Annotated in this window: 19 protein-coding genes; 12 read left to right on the top strand and 7 right to left on the bottom strand. The window is 49.5% G+C overall.

What is annotated here, in order from left to right; all coding sequences use genetic code 11:
* The 7 genes from HNQ47_RS05755 to HNQ47_RS05725 form a co-directional block, all read left to right on the top strand.
* The coding region (locus HNQ47_RS05755; RefSeq protein WP_183328433.1) for an FAD-dependent oxidoreductase at positions 1-960 on the top strand (960 nt) is incomplete at its 5' end.
* Between the two features lie 179 nt (positions 961-1,139).
* On the top strand, positions 1,140-1,937 hold the full coding sequence (locus tag HNQ47_RS05750; protein ID WP_183328432.1) for an SDR family oxidoreductase: 798 nt from the start codon (positions 1,140-1,142) through the stop codon (positions 1,935-1,937).
* Positions 1,938-1,958: 21 nt separating this feature from the next.
* Positions 1,959-3,857, top strand: coding sequence for a BglG family transcription antiterminator (locus HNQ47_RS05745; RefSeq protein WP_183328431.1), 1,899 nt, complete (start codon positions 1,959-1,961; stop codon positions 3,855-3,857).
* 11 nt (positions 3,858-3,868) lie between these two features.
* Positions 3,869-4,324 carry a transcriptional regulator GutM gene (locus tag HNQ47_RS05740; protein ID WP_183328430.1) on the top strand — a complete coding sequence of 152 codons (456 nt, stop codon included), beginning with the start codon at positions 3,869-3,871 and terminating at the stop codon, positions 4,322-4,324.
* 12 nt (positions 4,325-4,336) lie between these two features.
* The gene (gene srlA / locus HNQ47_RS05735) at positions 4,337-4,882 is read left to right on the top strand and encodes a PTS glucitol/sorbitol transporter subunit IIC (protein ID WP_183328429.1); all 546 of its coding nucleotides are present in this window, start codon (positions 4,337-4,339) and stop codon (positions 4,880-4,882) included.
* Between the two features lie 22 nt (positions 4,883-4,904).
* Entirely contained in the window at positions 4,905-5,918 is a 1,014-nt protein-coding gene (srlE, locus tag HNQ47_RS05730; RefSeq protein WP_183328428.1) for a PTS glucitol/sorbitol transporter subunit IIB, read from the top strand.
* 67 nt (positions 5,919-5,985) lie between these two features.
* On the top strand, positions 5,986-6,342 hold the full coding sequence (locus HNQ47_RS05725) for a PTS glucitol/sorbitol transporter subunit IIA (protein ID WP_183328427.1): 357 nt from the start codon (positions 5,986-5,988) through the stop codon (positions 6,340-6,342).
* A gap of 59 nt (positions 6,343-6,401) precedes the next feature.
* Here HNQ47_RS05725 and HNQ47_RS05720 read toward each other — a convergent pair whose 3' ends face one another.
* The 3 genes from HNQ47_RS05720 to HNQ47_RS05710 all read right to left on the bottom strand — a co-directional run bounded on the left by HNQ47_RS05720 (position 6,402) and on the right by HNQ47_RS05710 (position 8,939).
* A complete protein-coding gene (locus HNQ47_RS05720) occupies positions 6,402-7,067 on the bottom strand; it encodes a hypothetical protein (protein ID WP_183328426.1) in 666 nt (221 codons plus the stop codon).
* Positions 7,064-7,942, bottom strand: a complete 879-nt coding sequence (locus HNQ47_RS05715; RefSeq protein WP_183328425.1) for a sugar phosphate isomerase/epimerase family protein — start codon at positions 7,940-7,942, stop codon at positions 7,064-7,066. Before HNQ47_RS05715 ends, HNQ47_RS05720 begins: the two co-directional genes overlap by 4 nt.
* 79 nt (positions 7,943-8,021) lie before the next feature.
* Positions 8,022-8,939 carry an alpha/beta fold hydrolase gene (locus HNQ47_RS05710; RefSeq protein ID WP_183328424.1) on the bottom strand — a complete coding sequence of 306 codons (918 nt, stop codon included), beginning with the start codon at positions 8,937-8,939 and terminating at the stop codon, positions 8,022-8,024.
* 117 nt (positions 8,940-9,056) lie between these two features.
* On the opposite strand from HNQ47_RS05710, the gene HNQ47_RS05705 reads away from it, so the two are divergent.
* Positions 9,057-10,382 (top strand): threonine/serine exporter family protein, encoded by a 1,326-nt coding sequence (locus HNQ47_RS05705; RefSeq protein ID WP_183328423.1) that lies wholly within the window; start codon positions 9,057-9,059, stop codon positions 10,380-10,382.
* Between the two features lie 19 nt (positions 10,383-10,401).
* On the opposite strand, the gene HNQ47_RS05700 is transcribed toward HNQ47_RS05705, so the two are convergent.
* The gene (locus HNQ47_RS05700) at positions 10,402-10,791 is read right to left on the bottom strand and encodes a metal-dependent transcriptional regulator (protein WP_183328422.1); all 390 of its coding nucleotides are present in this window, start codon (positions 10,789-10,791) and stop codon (positions 10,402-10,404) included.
* Positions 10,792-10,977: 186 nt separating this feature from the next.
* On the opposite strand from HNQ47_RS05700, the gene HNQ47_RS05695 reads away from it, so the two are divergent.
* The 4 genes from HNQ47_RS05695 (at position 10,978) to HNQ47_RS05680 (ending at position 14,681) form a co-directional block, all read left to right on the top strand.
* On the top strand, positions 10,978-11,253 hold the full coding sequence (locus tag HNQ47_RS05695) for a LysR family transcriptional regulator (RefSeq protein WP_183328421.1): 276 nt from the start codon (positions 10,978-10,980) through the stop codon (positions 11,251-11,253).
* Between the two features lie 89 nt (positions 11,254-11,342).
* Positions 11,343-11,519, top strand: coding sequence for a hypothetical protein (locus HNQ47_RS05690; protein ID WP_183328420.1), 177 nt, complete (start codon positions 11,343-11,345; stop codon positions 11,517-11,519).
* Positions 11,520-11,552: 33 nt separating this feature from the next.
* Positions 11,553-12,083, top strand: coding sequence for an RNA 2'-phosphotransferase (locus HNQ47_RS05685; protein ID WP_183328419.1), 531 nt, complete (start codon positions 11,553-11,555; stop codon positions 12,081-12,083).
* Between the two features lie 21 nt (positions 12,084-12,104).
* The gene (locus HNQ47_RS05680) at positions 12,105-14,681 is read left to right on the top strand and encodes a PEP/pyruvate-binding domain-containing protein (protein ID WP_183328418.1); all 2,577 of its coding nucleotides are present in this window, start codon (positions 12,105-12,107) and stop codon (positions 14,679-14,681) included.
* A gap of 3 nt (positions 14,682-14,684) precedes the next feature.
* Here HNQ47_RS05680 and HNQ47_RS05675 read toward each other — a convergent pair whose 3' ends face one another.
* From HNQ47_RS05675 to HNQ47_RS05665, 3 genes are read right to left on the bottom strand one after another with little or no spacing between them, the layout of a single operon-like run.
* Positions 14,685-16,208, bottom strand: a complete 1,524-nt coding sequence (locus HNQ47_RS05675; protein ID WP_183328417.1) for a glycine betaine ABC transporter substrate-binding protein — start codon at positions 16,206-16,208, stop codon at positions 14,685-14,687.
* Positions 16,205-16,846 carry an ABC transporter permease gene (locus HNQ47_RS05670; protein ID WP_183328416.1) on the bottom strand — a complete coding sequence of 214 codons (642 nt, stop codon included), beginning with the start codon at positions 16,844-16,846 and terminating at the stop codon, positions 16,205-16,207. The genes HNQ47_RS05675 and HNQ47_RS05670 overlap by 4 nt, the downstream gene beginning before the upstream one ends.
* A complete protein-coding gene (locus HNQ47_RS05665; RefSeq protein WP_183328415.1) occupies positions 16,843-17,955 on the bottom strand; it encodes a betaine/proline/choline family ABC transporter ATP-binding protein in 1,113 nt (370 codons plus the stop codon). The genes HNQ47_RS05670 and HNQ47_RS05665 overlap by 4 nt, the downstream gene beginning before the upstream one ends.
* Between the last annotated feature and the right edge of the window lie 33 nt (positions 17,956-17,988).

Below are 17,988 nucleotides of genomic sequence, written 5' to 3'. Positions count from 1 at the left end.
GCCGTTGTCGGCGCCGGTCCGTCCGGACTGACCGCGGCCGGCGATCTGGCCAAGAAAGGCTATGAGGTCACGATCTTTGAAGCGCTGCACGAAGCCGGCGGTGTATTAATGTACGGCATTCCGCAGTTCCGTCTGCCGAAAGAGATCGTACAGAATGAAATTAATCATCTGAAAGAGATGGGCGTCAAGATCATCACGAACTTCGTGGTCGGACGCACCGATTCGATCGATGCGATCATGGATGAAGGGTATGAAGCCGTGTTCATCGGTCCCGGAGCCGGTCTGCCGCGCTTCATGAACCTGCCGGGCGAGAACCTGAAAGGTGTGTTCTCCGTGAATGAGTTCCTGACCCGGATCAATCTGATGAAAGCGTATAAAGAAGGATCGGATACACCGATCTACCATCCGAAGAAATGCGTCGTAGTGGGCGGCGGCAACGTTGCCATGGATGCGGCCCGCTGTGCGCGAAGACTGGGCGCAGAGGTGCATATCGTGTACCGCCGGAGCATGGAAGAACTGCCGGCCCGGAAAGAAGAAGTCGAACATGCCAAGGAGGAAGGCATCGTCTTTGACCTGCTGAATAACCCGGTAGAAGTGATCGGGGATGAGAACGGCTGGGTCAAACAGGTCAAGTGCATCCGGATGGAACTGGGCGAACCGGATGAATCCGGCCGTCGGCGTCCGATGCCGATCGAAGGCAGTGAATTCGTGATCGATGCCGACTGCATGATCATGGCCATCGGAACGAGCCCGAACCCGCTGATCCGTTCCACGACGGAAGGACTGGAGACCAACCGGCGCGGCTGCCTGGTCGTGGATGAAAACGAACAGACGACAAGAGAAGGCATCTATGCCGGCGGGGATGCGGTCACCGGTGCAGCCACGGTCATCAGTGCCATGGGCGCCGGCAAAAAAGCCGCTGCTTCGATCCATAAATATATATGTAAAAAAAGCAGATGACATCCGTCTTATTTCAGGTTGAAATCGTGTTATGATAATTCTGTATCGTTAATCTATAAAATTTCACGGCGTGTGAAAAAGCCCGTCGAAAGCGTTTTCAACCGGCTCGAAAAACATGAAATTAAAGAAAAACAACTTCCTTTGTAGACTAAGGGTGTAAAAAGTCAGGAGGAAGAAAGATGACTGAATGGTTAGGTTTAGATGGTAAAACTGTTATCGTGACCGGCGGGGCTTCCGGCATTGGAAAGCATGTTGTTGAAACGCTGCTGGCAGCGGGTGCAGATGTTGCCGTTGTGGATCTGAACGTAGAGACCGGAGACGATCTCGAAGGTGCGTACTGTGTAAAGTGCAATGTTACGGATCCGGACAGCGTCAATGAAATGATGAGCGCTGTCAAAGAAAAATTCGGACATGTTGATGCATTGGTCAACAATGCCGGAATCAACTTGCCGCGTTTGTTGGTGGATGTCAAAGGCGAGCGTCCGGAATACGAACTGGATGTAAAAACGCTTGATAAGATGTTCGCTGTCAATGTCAAAGGTTTGTTCCTATGTGCACAGGCAGCTGCCCGCGAGTTTGTGAAACAGGGACATGGCGTGATCTTGAATATGTCCAGTGAATCGGGCAAGGAAGGCAGCCAAGGCCAGTCGGCTTATTCGGCGACCAAAGGTGCCTGCGACAGTTTCACACGCAGCTGGGCAAAGGAATTAGGAAAATACAATGTACGAGTGGTAGCCGTTGCTCCGGGCATCATGGAAGCGACCGGATTGCGTACACCGGCTTACAATGAAGCGCTGGCTTATACGCGCGGTGTCAAGCCGGAAGAATTATCGACCGATTACAGTAAAGTCATTCCGTTAGGACGGGACGGCAAACTGGATGAAGTCGGCAATCTGTGTGCATTCCTTGTGTCGGATCGTGCAAGCTACATCACTGGTACGACGATCAATATTTCAGGCGGTAAATCCCGCGGATAGACAAGAAGGAGATGACAGAAGATGGTAAATATTTTCGGTGAAAACCGGATCGCAAACATTCTGATTTTGATGAGGAAGTCTTCTGTCACTGATATATATCTGTTGGCAGACCAGCTGGGTGTCAGTACCCGGACGGTCCGCAATGATATTAAAACATTAAATGAAATGTTGGAAGACAGTGGCGTCATCGAAGTGGATCAAGGCCGATGCAGTCTGCGGATCTTTGATCCCGTTCAATTTCAGACCGCATTCTCACATATCGTGACGGAAGATGATTCCATGAATTCAGCGAAACATCGCCGGGATTACATTTTCGGCAAGCTGATGCGGGCGTTCAACCCGCTGCTCACCGATGACTTAGCTTACGAAATGAACATTGGACGCAGCACGATGGTCAAAGATCTGAACCGGCTGCGGACCGAGATCGAGCCTTACAACCTGTCGATCATCGGCAAGACCAGCAAGGGCTTGATGCTTCAAGGATCGGAACTTGATATCCGCCGTTATGTGATGGAAAACAATTACGATGAAATCTACCGCGAATATCCGCAGGATGATGACATTCTGGATATTGTGGAAAGTTGCTTTTCCCAAAAAGATCTGGACTGGAAAGTGGAAGAACTGTTCAACAGCTATCTGACCTTGATGCTCGACCGATTCATGACCGGTCATTACATCGGGCGGCTGCCGGAGACATTCTATAACTTGACATCCCGTAAGGAATTTGAATTCATCGATCATCTGATCAACCGGCTGGGCAACATGATGCATGTAGAATTCCCGCTGGAAGAAAAGATCTTTGTTTTCCTGCCGATCATCGGCATGCGCACACCGGATGATACTGAAAAGATGCAGCAGTTTGAATTGGATGAAACCATGCGGCCGCTGCTCAAGGAAATCATCGACGCGATCGAGATGCAGTTTGATCTGGATGTCAATCTAGACGATTACACAGAAGAATTCATGTATCATTTGATGTTCATGATCAATCGTCTGAAATACAACGTGCGTATTGAAAATATGATGGCCGATGCGGTCCGGCAGAAATATCCGATTGCCAGTAAGATGGCCGATATTGCCGCCGGCATCATCGAACGCCGCTATCACGTCAAGGTCAACAACGAGGAACTTGGCTATCTGACGTCTTATTTCAGCGTTTTCTTAAGCGACAACGATGAAAAAGAGCAGCGTATTGCGATCGTCAGCGCATCGGGCAAAGTGACGGCTCGTCTGGTTTACGCCCAGCTTCGTAAGATCATCGACAGTTCGACGGTCGTCGATCTGTTCACGGATGACGATATGAGGCCAAGCGTACTAAATACATACGATCTCGTGCTCAGCACGACGGATCTGCCGTTCCGGTGTCAGGTGCCGGTCATCCGGATCCGGGAAGTGTTCAATGAAAACGAACTGCGAAATCGCATAGCCAAGATCCGTTATCTGCAGCCGCAGGGAAACGAACTCATCGATGATAACTGGTTTGTGATGACTTCGATCCTGAAAGAGGACTTCTTCTTCGTTCTGGAGGATAAAACCTACGAAGAAGCGATGCATACGATGATTCAGTCCTTGCAGCAGAAAGGATACTTGGATGAGGATTTCGAGGAACGTTTAGCAGAGCGTGAAGCGCAGGGCACGATGGTGCTGGGAAATAAAGCCGCTATTCCGCATACATTTAATTTAACAGGAGAACACCTGCTGCTGGCGATCGGCGTTCTGCCGGAGCCAGTTAAATATCAAAATATGGATATACAGCTCATATTCTTGTTGGCACTGCCGGAAGAAAATACAGAGGATGATTTATTGATTCGGATCTACGATGAAATATTGGCGATCCTCAACGATCCAGAATTGATGGATCGGATCATTTCGGCAGACTCATACCCGAACTTATTAAGGGTTTTATATAAAAGAAACTAAGGAGGAACAATATGATTGCATTTGCGTTAGTTCTGGCCGCTGCATTTATTCTGCAGTTTGTATTAAGCAGTTATCAGATGAAAAATTTCAACAACGAATTTGTCAAGTTACGAAAACAAGGCAAAGTCGTGGTCGGACGAAAATCCGGCGGCTTCCATGCCGGTGCGATCGTGATGTTCCAGATTGATGAAGACGGCACGATCGTCCAAAGCAAGAAGATCGAAGGAACGACCTTCCTGGCCCGCGTCAAAGATATGCCGGGATTTGAAGGCCGTTATGTCGGAGACTTGACGGAAGACGACGGTCCGAAAGGACATCGTAATTTACGCAAGGCCATTGCCGACGGTGCTCTGACGTACCGGAAATTTATGAACGGCGAAGAGCTGCAGGATGTTCCGTCACCGGTCCGCAAGGTCGAAAATGCGGTAGGCCGTGCTGTCAACAGAAGCTCGTCAGAAAGAGCATAGAAAGGTTACATTATGGATGTCATTGTTAATATAGCGAAAGGGTTTATGAACCTTTTCACCCTCGGTGGTGAACAATTTGTAAGCTGGGTCACTGGTATCATTCCAACTGTATTGATGCTGTTGATCCTGATGAATGCGATCATCGCTTTGGCTGGCCAGGATTCGGTCAATAAAATTGCCCGTTCCTGCACCAAGAATCCAGTTCTGCGCTACGCAGTCCTGCCGTTTATTTCCGCATTTATGTTAGGAAACCCGGTAGCCCTGTCGATGGGAAAATTCATGCCGGAATTCTACAAGCCGGCGTTCTACGCTTCGGCAACGTACCATTGCCACACCAACAACGGTTTGTTCCCGCACATCAACGCATCGGAACTGTTCGTTTGGTTAGGTATTGCCAATGGTGTATCGCAGCTGGGACTGGATACGACACCGTTAGCTGTCCGTTATTTGTTAGTCGGCCTGGTTGCCAACTTCATTTCCGGATGGTCAACAGAGTTTACGACGCGATATGTTGAAAAGCAGCAGCACATTAAATTGAGCCGCGATTTTAAAGAATAATATGATGGAGGAGAAATAAAGTATGCCTGAATATAGAGCCATTAAAATTGAACGAGGACCTTCCGGATTCGGCGGACCGCTGATCATTACGCCGACGGAAGAAAAACACATTGTCATGTACATTACCGGCGGCGGAACTGCACCGGAATGTTTGGATAAAATCGTTGAACTGAGCGGTATGACCCCGGTCGACGGTTTCCACGGATCTGCACCGGAAGAGCAGATCGCCATGGTCATCATCGACTGCGGCGGTACGCTGCGCTGCGGCATCTACCCGAAAAAGGGCATCCCGACGGTCAACGTCATGCCGACAGGTAAATCCGGTCCGATGGCACAGTATATCACCGAAGATATCTATGTATCGGCCGTTACCTCAAAACAAATTTCCTTAGCGGACGAAAGCGAAGCTGCCGAGGCTGCTAAGACCGCTGAATCGGAACCAGCGAAATCCGATGCACCGAAATTCAATGCAGATCAGAAAGTTTCCGAAACATTGGCTGCACAGGAAAAGAAATCCTTCATGACCAGCTTAGGTCTGGGCGTCGGCAAAGTTGTCAATACATTCTATCAAGCCGGCCGTGACGCCATTCAAACCTGCATCGTCACATTGCTGCCGTTCATGGGTTTTGTTTCCCTCTTGATCGGTATCATCAACGGATCCGGATTCGGTGATGCATTTGCTCACTTACTGACACCGTTGGCTGGAAATATCGTTGGATTGGTTGCCTTAGGTGTGATCTGCTCCATCCCAGGTCTGTCTGCCTTATTAGGACCTGGTGCTGTAATCGCACAGATCGTCGGAACCTTGATTGGTGCTGAAATTGGTAAAGGCAACATCGCTCCGCAGCTGGCACTGCCTGCCTTGTTCGCTATCAACTGCCAGGGTGCCTGCGACTTTATCCCAGTTGGTTTGGGACTGGCAGAAGCTGAGCCGGAGACCATTGAAGTCGGCGTCCTTTCGGTCATGTATTCACGTTTCCTGACTGGATGGATCCGAGTTCTGATTGCTTACTTCGCAAGCTTTGGTTTATATTAATAATAAGTAAAGAACATATTTTCTCCTCCGCACATCGTGTCGGGAGGAAACAAATGAGGAGGTACACATGATTTATCAAAACAAAGTAAAAGCTATCGGATCGGGCATTTCCGAATTCGAGGGTGCGAATTTCCTGATCATTTTCGGCGACAGTGCGCCGGACGAATTAAAAGACTATTGTTACTCCGTCGATGTTACTCCAATTAACGGCACGATTCAGCCAGGCCAGACACTGAAGTTCGATGATCAGGAATATAAGATCACCGCAGTCGGCAGCGAAGTTCCGCTGACCTTGAGCGGATTAGGCCACTGCACGATCCGTTTCGACGGACAGACCAATCCGGAATTAGCCGGTACGCTGTATGTTGAAGCAAAACCAATGCCGGACATTAAAGTCGGCACAGTCATCCAAATTGATGACTAAAATGATTCATCTCTCCTAAAACTAAATCATAGAAAAAGATGCGGGAAATCCGCATCTTTTTATTGCGTAATATAACATTTCACACTGTCATGCTCGGCCACGGACCGGTATTGTGTCAGGGTAATATCCAATGTGCTGTGCGCGTCCACTGATTCGACCTTGTCATAAATCATGTCTACGATCTTACCATCTTTTTTAAATACTGCCACGATCCGCGCATCCTGCAGCGCTTGATCGGTCTTGTTTTCGATCGTTCCGGTGACGATGATATTATTAAAGCCGGAAACCAACGCATATTGCGTATCGACGGTTTCTTTCACATTGTGCACCGGATACATTTGTTTCGTTTTCTTTCGATTCGCTGAAGATACAGGCTTTGCCCCATCGGTGCGGATCTTGACCTGCGCGGGCTGTCCGGTACAGGAAATTTGTGCCGCATAGTAAACACGGTCGCCGTTTTTCTCGATACGTTTGATCGTCCCGTTGACGGACGCAACTTCATTGCCGGCTTCATCCACTGCTTTCACGCGATAACCGACGTTCCGTTCTGCCTTATTTTTCATCTCGTTCTTTAATGAAAATCCGTAATACAATGTATACGATTGGTGATCATAGTACCAGACCGGGTCTTCTAATTTGACCGGTTCAGCGGCTGAGACCGGCAAGATGCATACCGTAAACAATATGCATAAGATGCCGGTCAGAGCGGTACGAAACCATTTCATCGATCTGCCTCCCAAAGTGTTTTCAGCACCTGCATCGATGCCAGCGTACCGGCCTGATCGACTTCGGCTTCCAGCGATACACAGTAGGGAAAATCACGCATCTTATTCATTAAAACTTTGTAATTGAGATCGCCTTGCCCCAGCGGCACATGGCGATAGGGCTTTTCAAAATGCGGATCATAATGATAATCCTTGATATGGACATGCCGGACATAAGACTTGATCGCATCCCATTCATCGTAGATCGAGCGGATCTCCGGCTGCGGCAGGTTCTCCCGGATCGCCCGATAAGAATTGCCCGGATCCCAAAGCAGCTGTAAATGAGGGTTGTTGATGAATTGAACAATTTCCGCCGTCATGAAGCCTTTCGGCAAATGCGAATGCGGACAGTTTTCCAGCACCAGGGTCACATCCTCGGCCTGCGCGATCTGCAGCGCCCGGCTCATTGCCCGTAAGATCTGGCTGACGTCCTCGACGGTGCCGTAAGGCGGCCGGCGGTTGTCCGGGAATCGAAACGGGAAGACGCGCACGACATCACAATCCAGTGTTTTCGCGATCCGGCAGGCTTTCAGCAAGTACGATAAATGCGTATCCAGATTTCCGGTGACTGCCTTGAATGTCGGATCAAACGAAGATACCACGTCGTTTGGATAAAGCGGGCAGAGAAAAAACACCGTCGAAGCGATGCAGGAAACTTTTAATTGATACTTTTGAAGCAGTGTTTTCAGACAGGCACATTCATCTTTATCGATCGTCTCGATCGTTTTGCCGAACACGTTATGCAGTTCCACATAAGAATAACCATGTGCCTGGATCAGCGGCAGGGCCTTTTCGATATCTTGATCGACTTGATCAGTAATAACGGATAAATTCATATGACTCTCCTCATGATTCATTTATAGTGAAAAAACCTATAAATGTCAACTAAAAAGGAGCACCGCGGTGCTCCTTGCGTCATGCCTGTTCAAAGAACTGAATGATGCCGTCGACAACTTCATCCTGGATATCTTTGTAGTTGTGGATCTCATGACGATAGCCCGAATAGACTTTGGTCGTGATCTGATGACCGGTATCATAAAGCCAGTTGCTGACTTCATAGACGCCCTGGCCGTAGTTGCCGAACGGATCCTGATCGCCGGCGATGCTGTAAAGCGGCAGGGCTTTCGGCACTTTTTTGGCCCACTGAACGCCAGTGACATCATCGATCATCTGCATGAAATACAGCAGCGACTGATTCGTCGTCGGCCGGGTGAACGCATCAAACGGATCATTGGCATGATCGACCTGAACGTCGTGATCATGGCAGATCCACTCGTTGCCAAGCTTGATTTCACCGCAGCGTTCGCCCATCCAGCCCATGGCTGTACCGGCAGCCTGTACATCGGTTTCCTTGCCTTTGCCTTCGGCAACGTCTTTTTCCAACATTGCCTCGGCTTCCTTGGTCGGGAAAGAACCGCACGTGCCGCACAGGGCAGCGGCTTTCAGTTCATTGCCGTAACGGGCGATGAATTCCCGCGTGATGACCGATCCCATACTGTGTCCGAACATATAATATGGCACATCCGGGAATTTTGCTTTCGCGATCTTCATCAATTCATATTCATCGTTGACCATGGTCTCAAATCCGGCATCGCCCCAGTCGCCCCAGCTATTATTGACGATGGCGGTCTTGCCGTGACCGACATGATCATCGGCGGCTACGATGTAGCCGGCTTTCACATAAGCGGCGATCATGAGCAGATAACGGCGGGCATGTTCGCCGAAACCGTGCACCAGCTGAATGACACCTTTTGGCTGTGCGGCCGGCACATAAAGCCAATACTGTACGTTGTCCCTCTTGTTTACAGACTGAAACTCACCCTCATATAACATATCATTCACCTCCAAGATCGGGATTGTTCTTTATATTTATTGTACTCCTTTTGGATGAAATCTGGTTTGTCTTTTTATATGGGTCAGTTTATAATGGCCGCAGAAGGAAGGAAAATCATGAACACCACGATCGAACGCAACCATATGGTCATTCAATGGCACAATTATGCCAAAAAATTTAAAAATACACCAATTTCCGAAGCCAATCTGGAAGAAAAATCCATCCTGATCGGCCGGGTCGGATTGATGCTTTTGTCCTGCGGTACAGCAGCTTGGCGTGTCCGCCGCGCAATGAACATGCTGGCCAAAGCGCTGGATGTGACCTGTACGATGGAGATCGGTTTTACGACCCTGAATTATACCTGTTTTGATGACCAACAGTGTTTTTCACAGACCCTGAGCCTGACCAATAACGGTGTCAACACCAATAAGCTGCATGCTTTAACACAGTTTGTCGAACAATTCAGCAGCCGTTATCTGCAGGCCAACAGTGTTCAGATCCATGAAACGCTGGATGCCATTGATCAGATGCCGGGATTGTATTCTCCGCTGCAGCTGGGACTGGCTTCCGCTGTGGCCTGTGCTTCCTTTACCTTTTTATTAGGCGGCGGCCCGGCAGAAATGTTCGGGGCCCTGATCGGCGCCGGCATCGGCAACGACATCCGGGCACATATGCAGCGCCGTAAGCTGACACAGTTTTTGTGCATCATGGTTTCAGTTTCGATTGCCTGCCTGTGTTATACATTAAGTCTGCGGTGCCTGGAGCATGTTTTTGATCTATCGACGCAGCATGAAATTGGTTATATTTGTTCGATGTTGTTTATTATTCCGGGCTTTCCGTTTATTACCAGCGGCTTTGATTTCGCCAAATCGGATATGCATTCGGGGTTAGAGCGAATGTCATTCTTTATCATGACGGTGACGGTCGCCTGCATTACCGGCTGGATCATGGCGTACTTTCTGGGACTGGAACCGGGCAGTTTTCTGCCGATGACGATCGCACCGCAGTGGAAAGTGATGCTTTGGCTGGTGTTCAGTTTCGGCGGGGTCTTCGGATTCTCGATGATGTTCAACAGTCCGATGCGGCTTTGTGCACTGGCTGCCATCATTGGCTCCCTCAGCAATACTTTGCGTCTGGTCCTGGTCAATTATGCGGACTGCCCGGCAGCACTGGGCGCCTTTATCGGAGCCATGACGGCCGGCTTGCTGGCCTATGCGCTGCATAATCGATACGGGTATCCGCGGATCGCGGTCACGGTGCCTTCGATCGTCATCATGGTGCCTGGGCTCTATTTGTATCGTGGATTCTATGGTCTGGGAACACAGTCGATCGATGAAGCGATGTCCAGTCTGATGACTGCGGTCATCATCCTGTTGTGTATTCCGCTGGGATTGATCTTCGCGCGGATCCTGACCGACCCGGATTTCCGCCACTGCACATAAAAAACACGGTTTCCCGTGTTTATTTTTTATTATTTTCCGCATGCCGGCAGATCGCATCGAAGGTCTCATCGCTGAGATCGTGTTCGATCTTGCAGGCATCTTTTAAAGCCGTTTCCGGTTTGACGCCTAAACGAATGAAAAATTCAGATAATTTTTTATGACGTGTATACGTCGCATCGGCAACCGCCATCCCTTTTTCGGTCAGCACAAGCATGCCGCCCTGATCATTTTTTAAATAATCCTGTTCTTTCAGCCGTTTGGTCGTGTACGTCACGCTGGGTTTGGAAACCCCCAATTGTGCGGCTACGTCAACCGAGCGCACATAACCTTGTCTTTCCTGGATCATTAAAATTGCTTCCAAATAGTCTTCTGTCGTTTTATTTACACTTTCTTGTAAATTTCGCGTCATGGCAGGGTTTCCTTTCTTTTTCTACAATTTATCGCAAAGAAATGATTATTTCAACTTTAATACATCCGGCTCACTATTATAAAAACGAAATCAAGCTTTCAAAATTCCTCATTTACAAACAAAGTTTACGTTTTATAATAAATACATAAAATCAAAGATGAAAATTTGATAAAAAGGAGGGGTTCGATGCTGACTTATGAAGAAATGCAGTATCTTGTGGCGTTTTCCAGAATTGGAACACTCAGCGGCGTGGCACGGGGATTCCATATTTCACAGCCGTCTGTTTCTCGTGCGATGCAGAAAGCCGAAGAAGTATTCGGTGTACCTTTGTTTGATCGAAAGCGCAATCACATTCAGTTGAACGGCAGCGGAGAACTTGCCGCAAAAAGGATCGAAAAAATCCTGGCCGAGATTGATGATCTGATACGAACAATAAAGGCTTTCAGTAAGAGCGCATCATAGGATGTGCTTTTTTTACGTATCTTTTACAAGTTCTTGATGTTTCATCGATAAAATCGTTGTGTAATGAAGACAAAGAAAGGAAGAGAGGAATGAAGAAACTCTGGGCAGTGATCAAGAAGACCGTGCTCACCGTTGGGTCCGTTCTGTTGATGATCTTTGTGTTAAGCGCCATCACGGAACATGCCGAAGATCAATGCGGATGGGACACGATGCCGGAAACCGATGCGGAAAATTTGATGCATACAGTAGGAAGCATGGGGAGATAACTCCCGATGTTGTTTTTTTTGTATAATGGATGTATGTCAAACAAATCTACGAGTAAATTCATTTCTTTGATCCTGCGCCATCATCCGGAAATCATCGGGATCGTCGTTGATGAACACGGCTGGGCGGATGTGGATGCACTGATCCGCGGTGTCAATAAGAGCCGGCCGCTGGATCGCCGCACATTGGAAAAAATCGTTGCGGAAGATGAGAAGCAGCGATATGCCTTTAATGAAGACCGCACGAAGATCCGGGCTGTATACGGCCATTCGATCCCGGTCGATCTGGATCTTGAACCGGCGGATCCGCCGGCCTATTTATATCATGGCACTGCCGAACGTTTTGTGCCGTCGATCGAACAGGAAGGCCTGCTGCCGATGCAGCGCCTTTATGTGCATTTATCGGCCGATGTCAAAACAGCGATCCAGGTCGGTGCCCGTCATGGGAAACCTTTTGTCTACACCATTGATGCCCAAGCTATGCAGAAAGACGGTTATGTGTTTTATCACTGCACTGGCGGAACTTGGCTGACCGAATGCGTACCGCCGCGTTATCTGCTAAAATAGAAACAAACAGGAGGTGTTTCTATGGCTGCTTTTGATCCGATTTGTTCCGGCATTCCTGAGATGGATGCCTGTCTTGACCATATTCGCCTGGGAGATAATGTCGTGTGGCAGGTCTCCGATCTACGGGAGTTCCGTCTTTTTACCGATGCGTATATCCGGCAGGCTGTGAAGGACAGACGGAATATCATATATTTTCGTTTTGCCAGTCATCCGCCGCTGGTTGATCCGCAGCCTGGTGTAAAGATCGTACCGATCGAACTGACCCACCATTTTGAATCCTTTACGGTCAAGATCCACAATATCATTGAACAGGAAGGATGGGACGCTTTTTATGTATTCGACTGCCTTTCTGAGCTGCAGACCGCCTGGTCCACGGACTTGATGATGGGCAACTTCTTTAAGGTAACTTGTCCGTATTTGTTCAGTCTGAACACCGTCGCCTTCTTTCCGTTGATCCGCGGCAAACATTCTTTCCGGGCCATCGCCAAGATTCGCGATACGACCCAGCTGTTTCTGGATGTGTATTCGGATGCGGATCATGTTTATGTCCGGCCGGAGAAAGTCTGGAACCGATATTCCGACACCATGTTCCTGCCGCACATTTTCATTCCGGAACGGCAGACCTTCCGTCCGATCCTCGACGGCGTGCAGGCTTCCCGGTTCTATACGATCATGAACCGCAGCCAGTCCCGCGCTGTGGAACAAAATAAAGATGCCTGGGACCGGTTTTTCGACGATGCCAAACAGGATTATGCCGCCGGTAAAAATATTGACGAAGCATGTTCAGAAATGTGTAAGATCATGATGAGCCGCGATAAAAAAATGCGTGCCATGATCCAAAGCCAGTTTACACCGGAAGACTTTTTCGATGTGCGCGACCATATGATCGGCACCGGCATGATCGGCGGCAAGGCTGCCGGCCTGCTGCTGGCCCGGAAGATCATCGAAAACAATGATCCGGATCTGTATGCCCGTCTGGAACCGCATGATTCGTATTATATTGGTTCTGACGTGTACTATTCGTATATTGTCGATAATAATTTTTGGGATCTGCGCATCCGGCAGCGGCAGCAGCAGGAATACTTTGCGCTGGCAGATGATTTTGCCGACCGCCTGTCATCTGGTTCCTTTGCGCCGGAAATGGAACAGCGGTTTGTGCGCTTACTGGAATACTATGGCCGCGATCCGATCATCGTGCGCTCCAGCAGTATTTTAGAGGATGGATTCGGCAATGCCTTTGCGGGCAAGTATGAATCCGTCTTCTGCGCGAATGCCGGCACGATGACCGAGCGCCTGCACGAACTGGAACAAGCCATCCGTACGGTCTATGCCAGCACGATGAGCTTATCCGCTCTGGATTATCGTAAACGTCGTGGTCTGGATCAGCGGGACGAACAGATGGCTTTATTGATCCAAAGGGTCTCCGGCTCCCATTATGAAGAATATTATATGCCGTGCGCGGCGGGTGTCGGCTATTCCTACAGTCCGTATCGGTTTTTAAAAAACCAGGATCCATCAGCTGGTATGCTTCGATTGGTCATGGGACTGGGCACCGGCGCGGTCGACCGCACGGAAGGCTCTTATCCGCGGCTGGTCAATCTGGATCAGCCGGAAGCGACAGCTTATACGACAGTAGCGGAACGCCATCGTTATTCTCAGCGTAAAGTGGCCGCCATCAATAAGACGGAGAAATGTCTGGCATCGGTCAGTCAGCGAAATATTGAAAACAAGCTGCCGTTCTATCTGCAGAATCAGCTGCTCGAACATGATACGGAAGCCGAACGGAATCTAAGGGAATTGGGAATGAGACGGCAGGTGCGTTTCATATCGTGTCATGGTTTGGTGAAAAACCGAGCCTTGATGACCGATATGAAACAGATGCTTGCGGACATCCAGTCTGTCTACCAGTATCCGGTCGACACGGAATTTACGATCAACTTGGCCGAGAGCGGAGAATATGTCATCAACTTGCTGCAGTGCCGCCCGCTGCAAGTTTATGAAGACACCGGAAAGGTCATCATTCCGGCGCCGGCATCGGACGAAACCGTTCTGCTGGAAAGCAAGGGTGCCTCGATGGGTCTGTCCCGCACCATGGATCTGGATACGATCGTGGCTGTGGATGCCAAAGCGTACTATGAGATGCCGTATGCAGAAAAGTCCGAGATTGCTAAATGCATCGGGGCCATTAACTGGAAATACCGCGGGCAGGGCAGAAAGATGATGCTCATGGTGCCCGGACGGGTCGGAACATCATCGCCGGAATTGGGCGTGCCGACTGCTTTTGCGGATATCAGTGAATTCAGCGCGGTCTGCGAGATCGCGGTCTCCAATGTCGGTTATAATCCCGAACTGTCTTTCGGCAGTCACATTTTCCAGGATCTGGTGGAGGCGGAAATCCTTTATACGGCTGTGTTTGAAAACGATCATACATTGGCGTATCATCCGGAAGCGCTGGATGGCTGTGTCAATCATTTGAAAGAATGGGTCGGCAGCGATCAATATGCCGATATTGTCAAAGTATATGAAACGAAGTGCCGGCTTTACTATGATGTAGAAAGTGAACACTTGCTTTGTGTGCTGAAAAAAACTGAGGAGTGATCCTCAGTTTTTTAATAGATCGTTATCGACAAGGAATTGATGTGCGACCTCATCGACATCTTTGCCTTTGACATCGACTTGATACGTCATCTGTTCCATGTCTTCGGTAGAAATCTGTCCGTCGAGCTGTTTGAGGACGCTCTTTAAGTTCGGTGCCTCGTCTTTGAACCGTTCGTAGACATCGTTGCGGATCAGGAAGGAACCGTTGTATTCCGGGAAGAAGTGCTGGTCATCCTCGAGGATCACCAGGTTGGCCTTCAAGTTCAGACCATCAGTCGCAAAGACTTCCGTGACTTCAAATTCGCCGTCCTCGATCGCATCGTATTTTAAACTGACGTCGACCGATTTTGCTTCTTTAAAATGCATGCCGTAAAATTCGCAGAACGGTTCATATTTCATGCTGCCTTCCTCGGTGAAGAAATCGTGTTCCGCACCGAAAGTCAGCTGATCCGATACAGCTGCCAGATCGGAAATAGTCTTCAAGTTATATTTATCAGCGACCGCCTGCGTGACCGCGATCGCATACGTGTTATTAAAGCCCAGCTTGCCGACCAGAGAAATATCATTGCGCTTGTTGGCGATGCGGTTGGCATAATGGTACAAGGTTTCGCCTTCCGGCACATCGGTCGGGTCCTTATGCAGGAACGTGGTCAGCAGCGTACCGTCATAGGAAAGCATCATATCGCATGTGTGATCATCGCCGATCAGTGATTTATATTGGTTGACCTGGGTCATTTGATCCTTGATCGTTACGGTCAGATCGGTCTGATCTTCGATCATCTCTTTGGCGATGCGGTCCATGATCCGCACCTCTGTATAATCACCGTCATACATGACCAATCCTTCCGAAGAACCCATGACGCTCATTTCACCTGGTATGGTCACGAAACACAAACCAACCAACACAGCCAGTGAAGCTAAGATCCGACGGGTGCTGTTATGTGACTGCCGGACCCGGTTTTCGCAGAAACTCATGATCAGATCCAGCACGACGGCCATGACCATCAAAGCACCGGTCGCCTGCAGCAGGTCGGTCATATTGCGGGTCCGGATCGCCTGATTCATGATGCCGCCGATACCGCCGCCGCCGACATATGCCGCAAAGACCGCAGTACCGATCGCATTGATCAAAGCCAGCCGGATGCCGGTGAAGATCGACGGGAAAGCCAGCGGGAACTCGACTTTGGTGATCCGCTCCATCCGGGTCATGCCTACGCCGCGTGCCGCTTCCCGGATCCCTGGTTCAATTTCTGATAAACCCAGATACGTATTGCGCACGATCGGCAGCAGGGAATAGAGCAGGATACCGATGATGACGGTTGTCTTACCGGCACCGATCAGCACCATGATCATGCCCAGAAGGGCCAATGCCGGGATGGTCTGGAAAATATCGACCAAATGCAGGATGATGCTGCGGGATTTTGGGAATAGATAAGCAATGATGCCCAGCGGGATCCCGATGACGACCGATAACACCGAAGCCGTCAGAACAATGAATAAATGATCGACTATGACTGACCAATTCATCGGCGTACCTCCTTACGCATGCCGCGCGGTGTATGCCGGCGCTGGAACCAGTCGATCAGCGCACCAAGCAGCAGTGCCAGGATCGCAGCTGGGATCGCTCCGAGCAGGATCAACGTATTATTATTTGATGTGGTGCCTTGATAAATGAAGTCACCCAAGCCGCCTAAACCGATCATGGCTGCCAGCACGGCCCAGGAAACGGTATAAATGGTCGACATCCGCAGACCGGCATAAATGGAAGCAGATGCCAAAGGCAGCTCAACTTTCCAAAGGATCTGAAAGCGGGTCATGCCGCAGCCGCGGGCGGCCTCGACATATTGATCCGGCACCTCCAGGATGCCAGTATAGGTATTTTTTAAGACCGGGAAGATCGCATACGTGGCAAGGGCGATGATGACCGTCAGCGGGCGCATGCCGATCCACATATACATGATACCGATAAAAGCCAGACCTGGAATGGTTTGGAAGACCGATAAGATCGGCATCACGATTTTAGAGATCTGCGGCACACGGGAAAGCAAAATGCCCAGAAGGGCACCGATCACAAAACCGATCGCGACGGAGATGACCACATAGTACAAATGCGTACGAATGGCCGCCAGCAGCATATCCCCATAGGTGCTCCAGAGCGCGCTCATTCTTCTTCACCCCACAGATTTTTCGCCACGGACTGGGCAACACTGGTTTTCGTGATGATGCCCGCAATGGTTTGATCCGGGTGTAAAACGATCACATAATCGGCGTTGGTTGAAAGCAGGTACTCGAAACTGTCCTTGGCATCCTCACCGATTTGTACCGTCCGCGCGGTGTTTTGGATCAGCGGTTCAATGGTCTGAACGGTGCGGCCATAATGCATGATATCCGCAACCGTGACCGTACCAATATAATGTTTTTGATTATCAACAACGATCAGCGAGTCAATGGAGCGGCGTGCCATCAATTCCGCACACTCATGAATACCGCGGGTGCGCTTGACCGTAATCGGATTGGTCCGCATAAAATCTTCGACCTTGGTCGGGGTCGTTTGATCAACAATGTGTTTCCCCAGAAATTCCCGGACCAGATCGTTGGCCGGATTGCGCAGAAATTCTTCCGGGGTTCCCATCTGTACGATTTGTCCCTGGTCCATGAAAATGATCACGTCTGCCAGTTTCAGCGCTTCGTTCATATCATGTGTGACAAAGACGATGGTTTTATTCAGCTGCTGCTGGATGTTTTTGATCTCATCCTGCAGATCATCGCGGGTCAGCGGATCCAGCGCACCGAACGGTTCGTCCATCAAAACGATCGGGGGATTGGCAGCCAGGGCCCGCAGGACACCGATCCGCTGCTGCTGACCGCCGGACAACTCGGAAGGATAGGCATCGGCATAGGATTCCATATGCACCAGACCGAGCATCCGATCCGTGATTTCCTGACACTGTTGGTCATCATATTTCAGTAGACGCGGTACGACTTGAATATTTTCGGCAACGGTCATATTTGGGAACAGACCGATCTGCTGGATGACATAACCGATATGCCGGCGCAGCTCGGCCTTATTGGCCTGGCTGACATCGTTGCCGTCAATCAGGATCTTTCCGCTGTCAATGGGGATCAGCTGGTTGATGGATTTTAAGGTTGTGGTTTTTCCGCATCCGGACTTGCCGATCAGACAAACGAATTGACCGTCTTCGATGGTAAAGTTTAAATCATGGAGGATCACTTTATCGCCGTAAGACTTAACAACATGCTTAAATTCGATCATTGACTTGATCATCCCTTTCAATATATTAGAGTC

The sequence above is a fragment of the Catenisphaera adipataccumulans genome, from assembly GCF_014202755.1.
GTDB classification, from domain to species: Bacteria; Bacillota_I; Bacilli_A; order Erysipelotrichales; family Erysipelotrichaceae; genus Catenisphaera; species Catenisphaera adipataccumulans.
The sequence above is the reverse complement of the archived record's forward strand: the minus strand, read 5'-3'. Positions and strand labels throughout refer to the sequence as shown.

Coding starts and splice junctions, on each gene's coding strand:
- HNQ47_RS05750 (WP_183328432.1), top strand. CDS start 1,140: ATGACTGAATGGTTAGGTTTAGATGGTAAAACTGTTATCGTGACCGGC.
- HNQ47_RS05745 (WP_183328431.1), top strand. CDS start 1,959: ATGGTAAATATTTTCGGTGAAAACCGGATCGCAAACATTCTGATTTTG.
- HNQ47_RS05740 (WP_183328430.1), top strand. CDS start 3,869: ATGATTGCATTTGCGTTAGTTCTGGCCGCTGCATTTATTCTGCAGTTT.
- srlA (WP_183328429.1), top strand. CDS start 4,337: ATGGATGTCATTGTTAATATAGCGAAAGGGTTTATGAACCTTTTCACC.
- srlE (WP_183328428.1), top strand. CDS start 4,905: ATGCCTGAATATAGAGCCATTAAAATTGAACGAGGACCTTCCGGATTC.
- HNQ47_RS05725 (WP_183328427.1), top strand. CDS start 5,986: ATGATTTATCAAAACAAAGTAAAAGCTATCGGATCGGGCATTTCCGAA.
- HNQ47_RS05720 (WP_183328426.1), bottom strand. CDS start 7,067: ATGAAATGGTTTCGTACCGCTCTGACCGGCATCTTATGCATATTGTTT.
- HNQ47_RS05715 (WP_183328425.1), bottom strand. CDS start 7,942: ATGAATTTATCCGTTATTACTGATCAAGTCGATCAAGATATCGAAAAG.
- HNQ47_RS05710 (WP_183328424.1), bottom strand. CDS start 8,939: ATGTTATATGAGGGTGAGTTTCAGTCTGTAAACAAGAGGGACAACGTA.
- HNQ47_RS05705 (WP_183328423.1), top strand. CDS start 9,057: ATGAACACCACGATCGAACGCAACCATATGGTCATTCAATGGCACAAT.
- HNQ47_RS05700 (WP_183328422.1), bottom strand. CDS start 10,791: ATGACGCGAAATTTACAAGAAAGTGTAAATAAAACGACAGAAGACTAT.
- HNQ47_RS05695 (WP_183328421.1), top strand. CDS start 10,978: ATGCTGACTTATGAAGAAATGCAGTATCTTGTGGCGTTTTCCAGAATT.
- HNQ47_RS05690 (WP_183328420.1), top strand. CDS start 11,343: ATGAAGAAACTCTGGGCAGTGATCAAGAAGACCGTGCTCACCGTTGGG.
- HNQ47_RS05685 (WP_183328419.1), top strand. CDS start 11,553: ATGTCAAACAAATCTACGAGTAAATTCATTTCTTTGATCCTGCGCCAT.
- HNQ47_RS05680 (WP_183328418.1), top strand. CDS start 12,105: ATGGCTGCTTTTGATCCGATTTGTTCCGGCATTCCTGAGATGGATGCC.
- HNQ47_RS05675 (WP_183328417.1), bottom strand. CDS start 16,208: ATGAATTGGTCAGTCATAGTCGATCATTTATTCATTGTTCTGACGGCT.
- HNQ47_RS05670 (WP_183328416.1), bottom strand. CDS start 16,846: ATGAGCGCGCTCTGGAGCACCTATGGGGATATGCTGCTGGCGGCCATT.
- HNQ47_RS05665 (WP_183328415.1), bottom strand. CDS start 17,955: ATGATCGAATTTAAGCATGTTGTTAAGTCTTACGGCGATAAAGTGATC.